Origin of the sequence: Streptomyces sp. NPDC007162 (genome assembly GCF_040634175.1) — a bacterium.
GTDB lineage: Bacteria > Actinomycetota > Actinomycetes > Streptomycetales > Streptomycetaceae > Streptomyces.
Window position 1 is genome coordinate 1 of sequence record NZ_JBEYFC010000224.1, and the last position, 13,605, is coordinate 13,605.

16 protein-coding genes and 2 pseudogenes are annotated in these 13,605 nt (G+C 70.2%); 7 read left to right on the forward strand and 11 right to left on the reverse strand.

Translation table 11 applies throughout. The features are described 5' to 3' along the window. Nucleotides 1–100 precede the first annotated feature (100 nt). Nucleotides 101–763 (reverse strand): Tat pathway signal sequence domain protein, encoded by a 663-nt coding sequence (locus ABZ646_RS24910; RefSeq protein WP_360522903.1) that lies wholly within the window; start codon nucleotides 761–763, stop codon nucleotides 101–103. 309 nt (nucleotides 764–1,072) lie between these two features. On the opposite strand from ABZ646_RS24910, the gene ABZ646_RS24915 reads away from it, so the two are divergent. Further along, nucleotides 1,073–1,816: a helix-turn-helix domain-containing protein gene (locus ABZ646_RS24915; RefSeq protein ID WP_360522905.1), complete on the forward strand. Its 744-nt coding sequence runs from the start codon at nucleotides 1,073–1,075 to the stop codon at nucleotides 1,814–1,816. Nucleotides 1,817–1,839: 23 nt separating this feature from the next. Here ABZ646_RS24915 and ABZ646_RS24920 read toward each other — a convergent pair whose 3' ends face one another. The 3 genes from ABZ646_RS24920 to ABZ646_RS24930 all read right to left on the reverse strand — a co-directional run bounded on the left by ABZ646_RS24920 (nucleotide 1,840) and on the right by ABZ646_RS24930 (nucleotide 3,969). Next, nucleotides 1,840–2,154, reverse strand: coding sequence for a hypothetical protein (locus ABZ646_RS24920; protein ID WP_360522908.1), 315 nt, complete (start codon nucleotides 2,152–2,154; stop codon nucleotides 1,840–1,842). Nucleotides 2,155–2,304: 150 nt separating this feature from the next. Next, nucleotides 2,305–2,673: a hypothetical protein gene (locus ABZ646_RS24925; protein WP_360522911.1), complete on the reverse strand. Its 369-nt coding sequence runs from the start codon at nucleotides 2,671–2,673 to the stop codon at nucleotides 2,305–2,307. 123 nt (nucleotides 2,674–2,796) lie between these two features. After that, the gene (locus tag ABZ646_RS24930; protein ID WP_360522914.1) at nucleotides 2,797–3,969 is read right to left on the reverse strand and encodes a thiolase family protein; all 1,173 of its coding nucleotides are present in this window, start codon (nucleotides 3,967–3,969) and stop codon (nucleotides 2,797–2,799) included. A gap of 114 nt (nucleotides 3,970–4,083) precedes the next feature. On the opposite strand from ABZ646_RS24930, the gene ABZ646_RS24935 reads away from it, so the two are divergent. Continuing rightward, complete coding sequence (locus ABZ646_RS24935; RefSeq protein ID WP_360522917.1) at nucleotides 4,084–4,554, forward strand: helix-turn-helix domain-containing protein; 471 nt, start codon at nucleotides 4,084–4,086, stop codon at nucleotides 4,552–4,554. Nucleotides 4,555–4,561: 7 nt separating this feature from the next. Here the strand turns inward: ABZ646_RS24935 and ABZ646_RS24940 are convergent, their stop codons facing one another. The 3 genes from ABZ646_RS24940 to ABZ646_RS24950 are packed head-to-tail and all read right to left on the reverse strand — an operon-like array spanning nucleotide 4,562 to nucleotide 7,367. Further along, entirely contained in the window at nucleotides 4,562–5,290 is a 729-nt protein-coding gene (locus ABZ646_RS24940) for a cupin (protein WP_360522920.1), read from the reverse strand. Next, the gene (locus tag ABZ646_RS24945) at nucleotides 5,284–6,213 is read right to left on the reverse strand and encodes a PmoA family protein (protein ID WP_360522923.1); all 930 of its coding nucleotides are present in this window, start codon (nucleotides 6,211–6,213) and stop codon (nucleotides 5,284–5,286) included. Before ABZ646_RS24945 ends, ABZ646_RS24940 begins: the two co-directional genes overlap by 7 nt. Continuing rightward, on the reverse strand, nucleotides 6,210–7,367 hold the full coding sequence (locus ABZ646_RS24950) for a Gfo/Idh/MocA family oxidoreductase (protein ID WP_360522926.1): 1,158 nt from the start codon (nucleotides 7,365–7,367) through the stop codon (nucleotides 6,210–6,212). The genes ABZ646_RS24945 and ABZ646_RS24950 overlap by 4 nt, the downstream gene beginning before the upstream one ends. A gap of 290 nt (nucleotides 7,368–7,657) precedes the next feature. On the opposite strand from ABZ646_RS24950, the gene ABZ646_RS24955 reads away from it, so the two are divergent. Both ABZ646_RS24955 and ABZ646_RS24960 read left to right on the forward strand, forming a co-directional pair. Further along, nucleotides 7,658–8,533 (forward strand): undecaprenyl-diphosphate phosphatase, encoded by an 876-nt coding sequence (locus ABZ646_RS24955; RefSeq protein WP_360522929.1) that lies wholly within the window; start codon nucleotides 7,658–7,660, stop codon nucleotides 8,531–8,533. A 558-nt stretch (nucleotides 8,534–9,091) separates the two neighbouring features. Next, complete coding sequence (locus ABZ646_RS24960) at nucleotides 9,092–9,268, forward strand: hypothetical protein (protein WP_360522932.1); 177 nt, start codon at nucleotides 9,092–9,094, stop codon at nucleotides 9,266–9,268. Here the strand turns inward: ABZ646_RS24960 and ABZ646_RS24965 are convergent. Further along, nucleotides 9,246–9,554 (reverse strand): annotated as a pseudogene (locus tag ABZ646_RS24965) (transposase family protein); the annotation flags it as partial. The gene ABZ646_RS24960 and the pseudogene ABZ646_RS24965 overlap by 23 nt on opposite strands. Further along, complete coding sequence (locus ABZ646_RS24970; protein WP_360522945.1) at nucleotides 9,545–9,700, reverse strand: hypothetical protein; 156 nt, start codon at nucleotides 9,698–9,700, stop codon at nucleotides 9,545–9,547. The gene ABZ646_RS24970 and the pseudogene ABZ646_RS24965, both read right to left, overlap by 10 nt. Before the next feature lie 370 nt (nucleotides 9,701–10,070). Here ABZ646_RS24970 and ABZ646_RS24975 point away from each other — a divergent pair, with 370 nt between their 5' ends. Further along, entirely contained in the window at nucleotides 10,071–10,991 is a 921-nt protein-coding gene (locus ABZ646_RS24975) for a peptidase (protein ID WP_360522935.1), read from the forward strand. 109 nt (nucleotides 10,992–11,100) lie between these two features. Beyond that, complete coding sequence (locus ABZ646_RS24980; protein WP_360522938.1) at nucleotides 11,101–11,421, forward strand: hypothetical protein; 321 nt, start codon at nucleotides 11,101–11,103, stop codon at nucleotides 11,419–11,421. 1 nt (nucleotide 11,422) lies between these two features. Here the strand turns inward: ABZ646_RS24980 and ABZ646_RS24985 are convergent. Then, nucleotides 11,423–11,606 (reverse strand): annotated as a pseudogene (locus tag ABZ646_RS24985) (cystathionine gamma-lyase); the annotation flags it as partial. A gap of 401 nt (nucleotides 11,607–12,007) precedes the next feature. Here ABZ646_RS24985 and ABZ646_RS24990 point away from each other — a divergent pair. Next, nucleotides 12,008–12,679, forward strand: a complete 672-nt coding sequence (locus ABZ646_RS24990; RefSeq protein WP_360522940.1) for a hypothetical protein — start codon at nucleotides 12,008–12,010, stop codon at nucleotides 12,677–12,679. 516 nt (nucleotides 12,680–13,195) lie between these two features. On the opposite strand, the gene ABZ646_RS24995 is transcribed toward ABZ646_RS24990, so the two are convergent. Continuing rightward, a partial coding sequence (locus tag ABZ646_RS24995) for a DUF4232 domain-containing protein (RefSeq protein WP_360522942.1) occupies nucleotides 13,196–13,605 on the reverse strand: 410 nt, incomplete at its 5' end.

Here is a 13,605-nt window from a genome sequence, read left to right on the forward strand (position 1 = left end):
CCGGACGGCTGGGCGAACCAGGCCTCGGCGGCCGGGCCGTCCACCAGCCCTTCGTTGGCGCCGTGTTCCCCGGAGCGAGGGAGGACCGCCGTACCGGAGGTCAGTTGGTGAAGACGGCGGGGGAGCCGCTGACGCTGCTGTCGACGACCGGTGCGTAGGCGGCCGTGAAGTACCCGTTGGCCGCGCACAGGGACGAGCCGGATGCTTTGGTGAACGCCTGATTGGTGAAGGTCAGACTGTTGGCGGTGTTGGAGCTCACCGCGGCCAGTGCGGGCGCCCGGTAGACGCAGTTGACGGTGCCCAGCAGGGTGGACAGGACCACCGTGGTCTGGATGGTGCTGCCCGAGGCCGGGGTCACCGTCACGGCGCCGCCCGAGGCCGCGGACGTGGTGTACGGCAGGTTGTTGACGGTGACGCTCTGCACGCCGGTCACACCGAGGACGTTGCTGGTGCAGCCGCTGAAGGTCTGGGACGTCGCGGACTCGGTCGCGGTGCCCGGGGCGGCGGGGTTCGAGGTCACCTTGGCGGACAGCGACGAGCCGGTGCACGTGATGCCGGTCGAACCGCCGCTGGTGGTGGCGAGGGAGGCCTTGGTGCCGCCGGCCAGGGAGGCGGTGAGCACGTCGCCCACGGAGACCGCGTTGCCGCCGGCGCTGCCGTAGGTGAGCACGGAGCCGGCCGCCGAGACGGAGGCGGCGGGGAGCAGGGTCAGAGCGGACAGGGCGGCGGTGACGGTTAAGGCGGAGACGCCGATTCTGCGCATGCGGGAGTCCTCTTTCGGGCGTGCGGGTGTGACGAGGAAGGGGTGGCCGTCCCGGGCATGGAAAGGGACGGCGACCCGGGCATGGCTGCCCCGGGTGGCGGGACTGCCGGACCGGTGCGCGGTGCTGGTGACTGATCCGGCGTCAGGGACGCCGGTGCACTTGTTGGCGCTGTGCGGGTGCGTGACACTGGCGGCTCCAGCGGGTCGTCCGCCGCAGGTCCGCACCTGAAGAAAACCTGTGAAGGTTGTAAACCTGACGAGTGTTCAACGTCAAGGCACATTGCGCGAGTTCGTGAGAAAGGGCATGGAATGGCAGCAGGTTCGCCGGTGCCGCCACCGCTGGTGCTGCCCGGTACCCGAAGGGGGCGCGACCCGGAGCGCTCGCTGCGGCGGGGGCCGCGCCGTACGTCACCCGAGGCCGTCGCCGCCAACCAGCGGGACCGGCTGCTGGACGGGTTCGTCCGCACCGTCGCCCAGGTCGGCTACGCCGGCACCCGGGTCAGCGACATCTGCCAGGCGGCCGGCGTGACCAGACCGGTCTTCTACGAGATCTTCAAGGGCAAGGAGGACGCCTTCCTGGCCGCCCACCACCACGGCACCTCCCAGGTCTTCGCCGCCATGGAGGAGGCCCGCGGCCAGGCCGGCGACTGGCCGGGACAGGTGCGCGCCGGGCTGGGCGCGCTCCTCGTGATCCTGGCCGAGGCGCCCGCGTTCGCGGCGATGGCGATCGTGGAGATCGACGCCGTCGGTCCCGCCGGGCGAGAGGCCCGCGAACACCTGCTGACCCGCTTCCGCGACTACTTCACCGACCTGCCCGCCCTGGAGCTTCCGGTGCCGGAGGAGGAACTGGTGGACACGGTGGTCGGTGGCGTGTACTCCGCGATCTATCGCCGGATAGCCGCCGGCCGGACCGCCGAGCTGCCCGCCCTGCTGCCGGGCCTGGCCTTCTCGGTGCTCGCCCCGTTCCTGGGCCCGGAACGCGCCGCCGCCTGTCTGTCCGACCCGCCCCCCGCCGCAGGCCCCCTCCCGGCCTGCCTGAACCCGGAGCCCTGAGCAGAGCGCGTTGCCGTGCCCGGTCACTGGGTCCCGTTGCCGGTGGTGTTCGCGGCCGGGGAGACGCCGATGTTGTTGAAGATGGGAATGTTGTTGATGATGATGACGTTGCCGCTTCCCTGGCTGCTCCCACGGCCGCTTCCCTGACGCCCGGAGCCGTCGTAGTGGCCGTAGCCGCCGTAGTGGCCGTGTCCGCCGGATCGGCTGTAGCCGTAGTGGCCGCCTCCGCCCGTGTGCGCCGGGGCGGCGAACGCGCTCGTCGGCAGGAGCACCCCGCCGGCGGCCAGAGCCGTGGTCGCGGTGAACATCGCCAGACGCCGGGTACGCGTGCGGATCATGGTGTTTCTCCTTCAACGAGAGACGAGCGAACGGGGGGCTTGTGCATCCATTGGGCCAGGACGGCCGGCCCACGTCATGCTCCGGAATCTCGGGGCTTGACACACGACGGTGCGGCCGAGAGGATGCCCCGCTCGGCCGCACGACGCTGCTCAGTTGTTGAAGATCGGGACGTTGGTGACCGCGCCCCCGCCGCCGCCGTTGTTGAAGATCGGGACGTTGGTGACCGCGCCGCCACCGCCGCCGTTGTTGAAGATCGGTACATTGCTGACCGCGCCCCCGCCGCCCCCGTTGTTGAAGATCGGCACATTGCTCACCGCGCCGCCACCGCCCCCGTTGTTGAAGATCGGCACATTGCTCACCGCGCCGCCACCGCCGTTGTCGTGGTGGTGGTGACTGGGGGCCATGGTCACGGCGCCGGTGTGCGCCGGGGCGGCGAACGCGCTGGTGGGGATCAGTGCCCCGCCCGCGGCCAGCGCGGTCGAAGCGGTCAGGACGGCGATACGAGTGAAACGCGACATGGGAATTCTCCTTGGGGAAGAGGCGAGTGGGTGGCCGCCGTTTCCGTGCGACCTCTTGCCTCCATTGGGACACGCCGCCCCACCCCGGTCACGTGACTCGAATTCGGGACTTGACACGCGGACCTACCGCACCGCCTCCAGAATCATCGCGTTCGCCAGCCCGCCCGCCTCACACATCGTCTGCAGGCCGTAGCGGGCGCCGCGCTCCCGCATCGCGTGCACCAGCGTCGTGGTCAGCCGGGTCCCGCTGGCCCCCAGCGGATGCCCCAGGGCGATGGCCCCGCCGTGCACGTTCACCTTGCCCAGATCGGCACCGGTCTCCTGCCGCCAGGCGAGCACCACGCTGGAGAACGCTTCGTTCACCTCGAAGAGGTCGATGTCCCCGAGCCCCAGCCCGGCCCTGCGCAGCACCTTCTCGGTCGCCGGGATCACGCCGGTCAGCATCAGCAAGGGGTCGGAGCCGGTCACGGCGAACGCGTGCAGTCGGGCCAGGGGCCGCAGCCCGAGCCGCTGCGCGGTCTCCCCCGCCATGATCAGCACGGCGGACGCACCGTCGTTGACCGGACTCGCGTTGCCCGCCGTGACGTTCCACTCGATCCCGGGGTAGCGCTCGGCGAAGCCGGGGTCGTAATAGGCGGACTTGAGCCCGGCGAGGATCTCCGCGGTGGTACCGGGGCGTACGGACTCGTCACGGCCCACCCCCTCGAGCGGCGCCACCTCGGCGTCGAACAGCCCGGCCTCCCAGGCGGCCGCCGCCTTCGCGTGCGAGGAGACCGCGAACGCGTCCATCTCGGCCCGCCCGATCGACCACTTGGCGGCGATGAGCTCGGCGCTGATGCCCTGCGGGACCAGCCCCTCCGGGTAGCGCGCGGCGACCCCGGGCCCGAAGGGGTCCTTGCCGGGCGGCACGTTGGACCACATCGGCACCCGGCTCATCGACTCGACGCCGCAGGCCACCACGATGTCGTAGGCGCCGGACATGACACCCTGCGCGGCGAAGTGCACGGCCTGCTGGGAGGAGCCGCACTGGCGGTCGACGGTGGTCGCGGGGACGGTCTCCGGGAAGCCCGCCGAGAGGACGGCGTACCGGGTGGTGTTCATGGCCTGCTCGCCGACCTGGTCGACGGTGCCGCCGATCACGTCGTCGATGAGGGCGGGGTCGACCCCCGAGCGCTGGACGAGGGTGCGCAGGGTGTGGGCCAGGAGTTCCACAGGGTGGACGTGGGCCAGGGAGCCGTTCGGCTTGCCCTTGCCGACGGGGGTGCGTACGGCTTCGACGATGACTGCGTCACGCATCAGGAGACCTCGATTGCCAGGGCCGATTACCGGCGAGTAGGAAATCCGAACTCACCATAACCCCTAGAGTTGGAAAATCAAACTCACCCGTGAGATGCCTCTACACTGACGTGCATGGCCACCCCCAAGGACCCCCGCCCGTGTTCGATCGCCGACACCCTGGCGCTCGTCGGCGAGAAGTACTCCCTGCTGGTCCTGCGGGAGGTGCTCCTGGGCAACGGCCGCTTCGACCAGCTGGTCCGCAACACCGGCGCCCCGCGCGACATCCTGGCCACCCGGCTGCGCCGCCTGGTCGACGCCGGGATCCTCACCAAACGCGTCTACAGCGAGCGCCCGCAGCGGTTCGAGTACCGGGCCACACCGGCCGGCCTGGAGCTGCACCCCGTCCTGATGACCCTGATGGCCTGGGGCGACCGGCATCTCCACCCGGAGGGCGACCGCCCCATGGTGATCGAGCACAGCTGCGGCAAGGACCTGACCCCGGTCGTCGTCTGCGCGGCCTGCGGTGACCAGGTACGCCACGAGAGTCTGACGGCCCACCCGCAGGCCCCGGGCTGGACGGTAGCGGGGCCGGCGGCGACCTGAGTCTGCGCTAACGCCCCTGCCGGTACACGTCGAGCCGTCCACACATTCCGAACCGACCCTGTTCATAAGGCTGTTCGGCCTGCACGACGGCATCGGCGAGGTGACCGGCATCGCCCCGTGCGAGCCGGTCGAGCTGGTCCCCCGTGGCTGTGGCGGCGGACTGCGCCCCACGCCGCCAGCGCTCGCGCCACTCGGCGATCCGGGGCCGTACCAGGGCGGCGGCGGCCCGGTGGAAGGCGGCCAGCGGCTCCGGGCCGGTGGCCGCGCGCAGCGCCCGGTAGCCCTCCAGTGCCAGGTCACGGCGGGCGCGGGCGATCCGCTCCCGCTCGGCCTCCGGCGCGTCGGCCGGGACGGCGGTCGCCGCCGCGTAGACCTCCGGGTCGGTGAGGTACTCCGGCGGCAGCGTCAGTACCGCGTCCCCGGCCTCCGGGAGGCCGCTGTTCTGCATCAGGACGGTGATGCGCAGTTCGTCGTCGTTGACGAGGCGATGGATCGTGCCGGGCGTGAACCAGGCGACCGTGCCGGGCACGAGGGGCGTGACCTCGTACCCGGAGGTGGTGAGCGTCTGTACCGCGCCCCGGCCGCCGGTGACGACGTACGCCTCCGAACAGGCCAGGTGCAGATGGGGAGTTCCGCCGCGCAGGCCGTCGGCCGCGGGCCAGTCGTACACGCACAGCCGGGAGACAGCGACCCCGCCCGGCAGCCCGGTGAACGTGGCCTCCCCGCCGCTCACCACGGATGCGCCTCCAGGTACTTGGCAATGTCCGCGCGCTCCCAGGCACCGTCGGCGACGACGACCCGGTAGCGGCGGGACAGGGTGTCGCCCGGGGCCAGTTCGAGTTCGTCGTGGAAGGCCCAGGAGGGGGCGATGCCGGCGAACGGGTCGTTGCGCACGAACCAGTGCGCGGGATGGGCGCCGTCCGCACCCGACTGGCCGTTCTCCGGAGCGTGTTCGAAGACGACGGTGGCATGGCCGTCGGTGCCGTCGTGTTCCCCGGACAGGGCGAGCCAGGAGGACTGGGAGCCCATCAGGCCGGGGCCCTCGCCGTCCGGGCCGATGATCCGGCCGTCCCGGAAGGCCCGCGGGCCGCGCCAGAACAGGCCGGTGTAGCCCGCCTGTTCCCGTCCTGCCGTGGTCGGACTGCCGAACAGGAGGGGCTCGTCACGGCGGTTGGTGATCGCGCTGCTCCAGGTGAGCGCCCAGGAACCGGAGTCGGGGTCGACGTCATGGACCTCGATCCGCCGCCGCTCCTGCGCCCACAGCGTCCCGTCGTACGGATGCCAGGTCAGCCGCTCCGCGATGACGAGCCGGCCGCCGTCGGCCGACAGCTCGTCGAAGCCGACGTGCCGCATCGAGCCGACACGTTCCGGGATGGCGAGGTAACCCTGGCCGTGGACATAGGAGTTGCCGCCCCACAGGTTCGCGCCGGACAGGTGCGAGGAGGTCAGGGAGAGGCCTTTGTGCCAGCGGTGGTCGTTGGGGCGGTAGTCGGTGACGACGTCCCCGGCGAGGGTGCGCAGCGGGTGCAGGTAGGGACGCGGGGCCTCCCAGGCGTCCTCGGGCCGGTAGACGTACGCGAAGAGCTGCACCCCGGTGACCGGCTCGGTCACGGTGACCCGGTCACCATGGGTGTGCGTGATCCGCAGCTCGCCGCTCACGCGGACACCTCCTCGTGCTCGACCGGCGCCCAGCCCGGGGCGCCCCCGTGCAGGGCCGTGTAATAAGGATCTCCGGGACCGATCTCGCCCGCACGTACGGTCGTGTCGGTGAACGCCGACTTGTACAGCGCGGTGATCAGCTCCAGGCTGGTGCGCCCGTCGGCGCCGCTGCTGCGCGGCCGCTGCGCCGCGCGCATGCTCGCGACGAGCTCGCGCAGCTGGGCCAGGTGCGAGCTCGGCACGTCGGGGCCGAAGTCCTGCCAGGCCGCCGCCTCCTCGGCCGGGACGCCGGGGGCCGGGGTGATGTGCCAGTTCGCGTTGCTGTGGCCGTACAGGTGGGTCAGCTCGACGGTGGCGCGCTCGCAGTCGATCCTGATGCGGCTGGTCTCGTCGGGGCTGAGCACGCTGTTCACCACGGTGGCCAGGGCGCCGTTCGCGAACCGCACCAGCGCGGTGGAGACGTCCTCGGTCTCCACGTCGTGCACCAGCCGCGCGGCCATCGCGCGCACCTCCTGCCACGGCCCGAGCAGGTCGAGCAGCAGGTCCATCTGGTGGATGCCGTGGCCCATGGCCGGGCCGCCGCCCTCGGTCGTCCAGCGGCCCCGCCAGGGCACCGCGTAGTAAGCGGTGTCCCGGTACCAGGTGGTCTGGCAGTGGGCGACCAGCGGGCGGCCCAGCGCCCCCCGGGCCAGCAGCCGGCGCACGTGGGTCGAGCCGGAACCGAACCGGTGCTGGAAGACGATCGAGGCGTACGGTCCCCCGTCGACGCCCTCCTCCGCCTCCACCGCGTCGAAGTCGGCGAGGGTCGGGACGGGCGGCTTCTCGCACCACACCCAGGCACCGGCCCGCAGCGCGGCGACCGTCTGGTCCCGGTGCAGGGTCGGCGGGGTGCCGATGGTGACCAGGTCGGGCCGCTGCTCGGCGAGCATCCGGTCCAGGTCCGTGTAGGCGTGCGGGATGCCGGCGTCGGCACACATCGCCTCGACGGCTTTGGCATCGATGTCGACGGCGGCGACGACCTCGGTCTCGCCCTCCGCGGCCAGCTGCGCGAGCGCGGGCAGATGGGAGCCGCGCCCGATGGCGCCGGCACCGACGACGGCGGCCCGGATGCGCCGGCCGGTCAAGGGGGCGGTGGGGCGGGGCGAGCGGGGCATGGACGTGATCAGCACTCCTCGGGGCGTGTACCGACGACGGGCGCGAACCTCCGCCCGAGTGCGCCGCACACGCACCCCGATGTGCGGGAGCAAGCGCTTTCTCCTGGGGAAACGTAAGCGGCGGTGCCATGACCGGTCAACACCCCCGTGCCGGCGCCGCCCCCGACCCGCCTCCCAACCCCTGTGTTCTTACCTTCTTACCGGCCCGCTACGCTGCCGTTGCACACGCATGATCACGCGCGCCCGCGCACCCGCCCGCCCCTTCCTCACCCCTGGGACGCCGTACCTTCATGTCTTGGTTTGAATCGCTGATCCTCGGACTCGTCCAGGGGCTGACCGAGTTCCTGCCCGTCTCCTCCAGCGCGCATCTGCGACTGACCGCGGCCTTCTCCGGCTGGGAGGACCCGGGTGCGGCCTTCACGGCGATCACCCAGATCGGCACGGAGGCCGCGGTGCTGATCTACTTCCGCAAGGACATCGGGCGGATCGTCTCGGCCTGGTTCCGGTCGCTGTTCGACAAGGCGATGCGCCGCGACCACGACGCGCAGATGGGCTGGCTGGTGATCGTCGGCTCGATACCCATCGGGCTGCTGGGTGTGACGCTGAAGGACCAGATCGAGGGGCCGTTCCGCGATCTGCGGATCACGGCGACGATGCTGATCGTCGTGGGCGTCGTCATCGGCATCGCCGACCGGCTCGCCGCCCGCGACGAGACCGGCGGCAGGCACCGGGCGCCGAAACAGCGCAAGACCCTGGAGAACCTCGGGGTCAGGGACGGCCTGGTCTTCGGCCTCTGCCAGGCCTGCGCCCTCATCCCCGGCGTCTCCCGCTCCGGAGCCACCATCAGCGGTGGCCTGTTCATGGGCTACCGGCGGGAGGCGGCGGCCCGTTACTCCTTCCTGCTCGCCATCCCCGCGGTACTGGCCTCCGGCGTCTTCGAGGTGAAGGACTCGGTGAGCGGGGACGAGGTGGCCTGGGGGCCGACCCTGTTCGCGACAGTGATCGCCTTCGCGTCCGGGTACGCGGTGATCGCGTGGTTCATGAAGTGGATCTCCAACAAGAGCTTCATGCCGTTCGTCTGGTACCGCATCGCCCTGGGCATCGTCATCATCGCCCTGGTCTCGGCGGACGTCCTCAGCCCGCACGCGGCGGAGTCGGCGAGCTGACCAGGGGCGACTGCCATCAGCACCCCGCCGCGGCACGGGAGTTGCACGGCCGACAGGTCTGGATCAGCCTGCCGGTCGAGCGGGTCGGCAGTGGCAGCGCTGGCTCACAGCCGGGCCGCCCATGGAGCACCATCTAGCATTTTCTAGCGCCTAACTGCATCTCCACGCCATGATCATTCTCCCACTCGTCTCCCCCCTGGGAGGCGGGACGCACCCCCCCGAAAGTTGATGAAGATCTTGGGTTCTGGCCCTGCCGTGTCATCGGCAGGGCCAGACTCGTTGTGTGGCGATGGGCGAGGGGTCGGCCGGATGGTCGGGCCGGGATGTGTGGGGAGACGTGTCGGGATCTGATCCCTGCAGGGAGTGTGTTCGCGTTCCTGGCCGAGCATCGCGGCGCGCTGTTCCCGGCTGAGATGTTCGCGGACATCCGTCGGCGAACGCATAGGGGAAGCCCGCCACCTCGTGATGACGGGCCTTGAGCGACGGGTGGGTGCCTTGGGGCAGCCGGCCCCGCTGGAGGGGCGGCGTTGCCGTAGCCGTACTCCAAGATGACCAGTCATGGTCGTCCACGAAGAGGAACGCCCTGACGCGGCGGACGACGACCTCGAGACCGAGCCTTGGCATGAGTCGGATCTCCTGCGGGATCTGGCCGCCCTGCGGTCGGTCTCCGACACCCAGCGCCGCGGCTACAAGCTCGAATCACTGAGGGCTTTCAGCGCTGCCTCTCCAGGGTAAGGACGGCTTTGGCTATGAGCGTCATGCGGTTGGGGCTGCAGCGGGCTCTGCGGAAGATGCGCCAGGACTTCAGTCTCGCGACGCTTCGTTCGACTGGCGCCCGCGCCGCCGACAGGGCTCGGTTGATCGTCCGCTGGGTCGGGCTGAGGTCCTGGTGCGGGAGTCGCCTGATCGGCATGGTCACCCAGGGGCCGGCCCCGATGTAGGCACGGTCGGCGAGAACGGGAACGCCCTGGCGTTCGCAGATCCGGATGATTCGGTGGGTGCGGGCTGCGGTCAGATCGTGGTCGGAAGTTGGGCGAGAGACGCGGACGCTTCGACGGCGTCGGTGTTGCACGCGGCGGACATCGCCCAGGAGCAGCTGATGCCGGCACCTTCGCTCACCGATTCGGTGAGCCTGGTCAGCGGACTGGCCGGGGTGCTCTCCCGCATCACGGCTGCGCCTCCTCGTGCTCGGTCTGCGCGCCGCAAGAGAGGAGCGGGAGGGCGGCTGGGCCGGGGCGAGCGCGCCTGCCGAGCCCGGCACATCCGAGTCAGTCGCGCGCGTTGCGGCTTCACGCTCGCGCACCGGTCCCACCTGCTGTGGAGCAGTGCCGCGAACGCCTCCTCCGAATGCGGTCCTGTTCCGTCGACCGGATCGGCGCGGTACGGCCAAGTCATGCTCGAGACAAGGGCCACAGAGGCCCGACGGTCGGGGTACCGAGATGGTCGTGACAAACGAAGATCAGACGGCGGATGCACGCCGCTCGCCGAAATCGCATCCTCCCGGGTGATCACCGATCTCGATCTTCCGAGGACTCTCATGTCGCCCAGCTCGTCCCGTAGCGCCCGCCGCACTATCTTCGGTCTGGCCACCGCCCTGCTGGCCCTGGCCGGCCCACTGGCGGCCCCAGCCCCGCCCGCAACCGCCGCAACCGCCGCAACCGCCGCAACCACGCCGGTCAATACGGTCACCTACTCGGCAGCGGACCTCACCGAAGCCCTCTCGTACTGGACGCCCGCGCGCATGAAGCAGGTCAGCCGCGCCGTCGACCTGGGGCCGACCGGTCCGCTCAGCAAACCCTGGACCGGCAAGGGCATCCCCAGCATCGGCCGGCTCTTCTTCGTCGACTCGAGCGGGCGGGACACCTGGTGCACGGCCAGCGCCGTCACCAGCGGCAACCGCTCAGTGATCATGACCGCCGCCCACTGCGCACGCCTCGGCTCCTCGCCGGTCAACACCTACAGCGACATCGTCTTCGTCCCCGGCTACGCCAAAGGCAAGCAACCCTATGGCCGCTACGCCGTCAAGGCGACCATGACACCGCGCTCCTGGGCCGAGGACACGGTCGATGACGTGGCGGCGATGGTCGTCGCCACTCCGGCGCACGGGAAGCGGCTCACCGACGTCGTGGGGGCGCAGAACATCGCCTTCGGCCGTGCGGCCGGTGAGCGGGTCACCGCCTTCGGCTATCCGGCCACCACTCCCCAGCGGGGCGAAGAACTGCTGTACTGCGCCGGTACCTCTCAGCTCGCCCCCGAAAACGAGCATCGCGTCCCGTGCGACCTCGGCGGCGGTGCGAGCGGCGGTCCCTGGCTCGCCGGCTTCGACGCCGCCACCGGCAAGGGCACCGTGGTGTCGGTCAACAGCCACGGCGAGGGCCACGGCGGTGGCAGCCCGATGTATGGACCGTCGTTCGACAAGACCGCGCAGGCCGTCTACGACGCCGCCCAGCGCGGCTGAGCGAGCCGTCTACGGCCCGAAGGTCACCCACTCATTGGGCCCTGGCAGGCAGGCAGCCGGCGCTGCCGGCAGGAGCAGATCTTCACTCTGGCCAAGGAACAAGTGCGTCGTGGCGGATATCCTGGCCGCGGCCGGCAGCTACCGCACCGCTGAACACTTCGCCGAGAGCGTGGTGATCCCGCTCGCCGGCTTCATCCAGCCGGCGCAACTGGAGGGCATCCTGACTGCCTGGGCTGAGAACCAGGAGTGCCGGGCCGCAGCGAAGATGCCCGAGTTCGCGGCGCTCTTCTGGACGAAGGCCTCCCAGCTTCACGGCCTCGCGGCGTGGGCGGAGTTCGTCAAGCGGGTGCGGGAGCTCGCGGAAACGGACTGGTACCGCTACGACGAACTGGCCGCCCACATCGGCTACCGGGAAGCCGCCGCCTCGTAGGGGTCTCCAGATGGGTCCAGTTCGGGTTCTCGTCGCGTCCGTAGGCATACGGCCCGCTCACCTCGCCCTGGCAGATGGAAGTCTGCGGCGAAGACCGGCCCGGGCAGGGTCGGCTCGCTCTTGACCGGCTCGGGCAGTCCCGCGCGCACCGCGCGCATGCCCTCGCCCATGGCCGCCTCGCTCATGCCGCCGTTCCCTCCACTTCGGCCCCTATCGCAGCGAGCAGCCCCAATTCCTCATCTGGTGTTACTGCGTGCTGGCGTTCCTGGTCCCGATTGCTCTCCGCGCTGGTTGAGGGTCCGGGTCAGCTCACGGTTGGCTTCCCGGGCCGCCGCCAGATCGGCCTGGCTGTCTTCCAGGGCCTCGGCCAACTCGACATTTGCGCTGCTCAAGCCACGTGATCGTTCGCTGAAGGTCCTCGATGCCGGTGGGAGCGCCAAGGCCGACTCGCGCCATGCCTGTTCGCCCAGTTCCTGGGACAAGCGCTTCTCCGACTTTTTCGGGATGTCACCTCGGCTGAGTCGCGAGGTCTGCCGCTGGGCGAACGCGCGATCTGTCGTCAGTGGCGTGCGCTTGGATAGGCCGCATGAGTGTTCACGACGTTGCCGAGGCTCTTCCTGACATCCCGACACTGCGGGACCGGTGTCGGTCGATAGCCATGCTGGAGACTGTGCTGAACCCCTACGGCGAGCGCTACTACTCATTCAGCCGGGCCTGGTCCGAGACGGAGGAGATCGCCTCCATGCGTAACGGCTCGGGAGACGAGTTCGACGTCATCTTCTCTCCGGCCGGCGCGTATGTTCGAGGCTTCGACCACGAGTCGGCGATGAGCCCATATGTCGACGACGAGCCCTGGCCAGGCGTAGTGGACTCGGTCCCCGAGGTCTTTCGCAGCTGCGTCGAAGAGCCGGCCTTCACAGACGACGGAATGCCCAGGGTGACGGCTTGCATGTGGCGTGAGGCGGGAAGCGAGCACTGGCAGGCCGGAGAGATCGACTTCCCTGAAGACAACGCCGATCCTGACGGCTCGGGTTGGCTGTTCCACCTGCTGATCGACCCATCACCGGAGGCATTCCAGAAGTTCGCGGAGGACTACTACGAGATCCCGGTCGACATCCACGCGGTGCGCCACGTATATGCCCTTCGCCCGCTGACCCAACAGGTGGTCACCGCCTTGAACGACAAGGTATCCCTGGCGGGCATTGCCGACGCAGCCGCCGCGATCGGCTATGCCATCGCAACGGGTGCGGCTCCCTGACCAGTTGGTTTCGCTCCAACCACGACTCGTAGCCGACGTGGTCCCGGGCCGTCGCGCACTAGTACCAGCCCGCGAAGCTCTCGAAGCCCTTCGCCCAGCGGAAGTCCCGGACCGGCTCCACCGCCTCGAACGGCGTACTCCACCCTTGACCCAAGGACTCCCGACGCCGACGTCCACACTCAAGAATGGACGGCACGGCTTCACAGAAGTGGTGCCAGAAGAGTACGGCGGTTCAGGCCGTACTGGACCAGCCAGTCGGAGCGCCGGCGGGCACGCTCGGCGGCATGCCGGAGCGCTGCCGCCTTGCGTTCTGCTACGGCGATCCATCGGTCAATCTCCGCGAGCGACCGCTCCGCCTGCTACTGCACAACACAGCGCGCGAAGTACAGCAGGTCGGGACAGGGTGGACTGTTTTCGCTCGTGTTCGACTCTGATCCGGTGACCTGCGGTAAATCCGCCGGGTCATCCGCTGGCCCGTGCCACCGGATCTTGACCGTTTGCCATCGGACTTTTGGGTCAGGAAGGCTTGACCGCCGAGACCGGGGTGACGGTCACCTTGTTGTCGCACTCGGCCCACACCCCGTCGTTCAGGGCGACCTGGTGCTTCCCGGAGTGCGGCAGGCCGATGACCATCGTCGGATACGTCACCGGGTCCTTGCCCGACAGGCAGTAGCCGTCGGCCTCCCCCTGGACCTGGACAAAGGTCAGCTTCACCCACGCCTTGCCGTGCGGCCGGACCGTCACGGTGGCCGCCCTGCCGGTGCGGGTGACCTTGAGCGGGGTGTTGTGGGCGGGGGAGCCGTTGCCGGCGCCCGCGACCGTCGGATGGCCCTTCAGGACGCACGTCCTCCGGGAGACGTTGGTGAACTGCACGACCGCCGCCCCGGTCCCGGTCCCGACGGGCCGGTGGACGGCCTGCCAGGCGC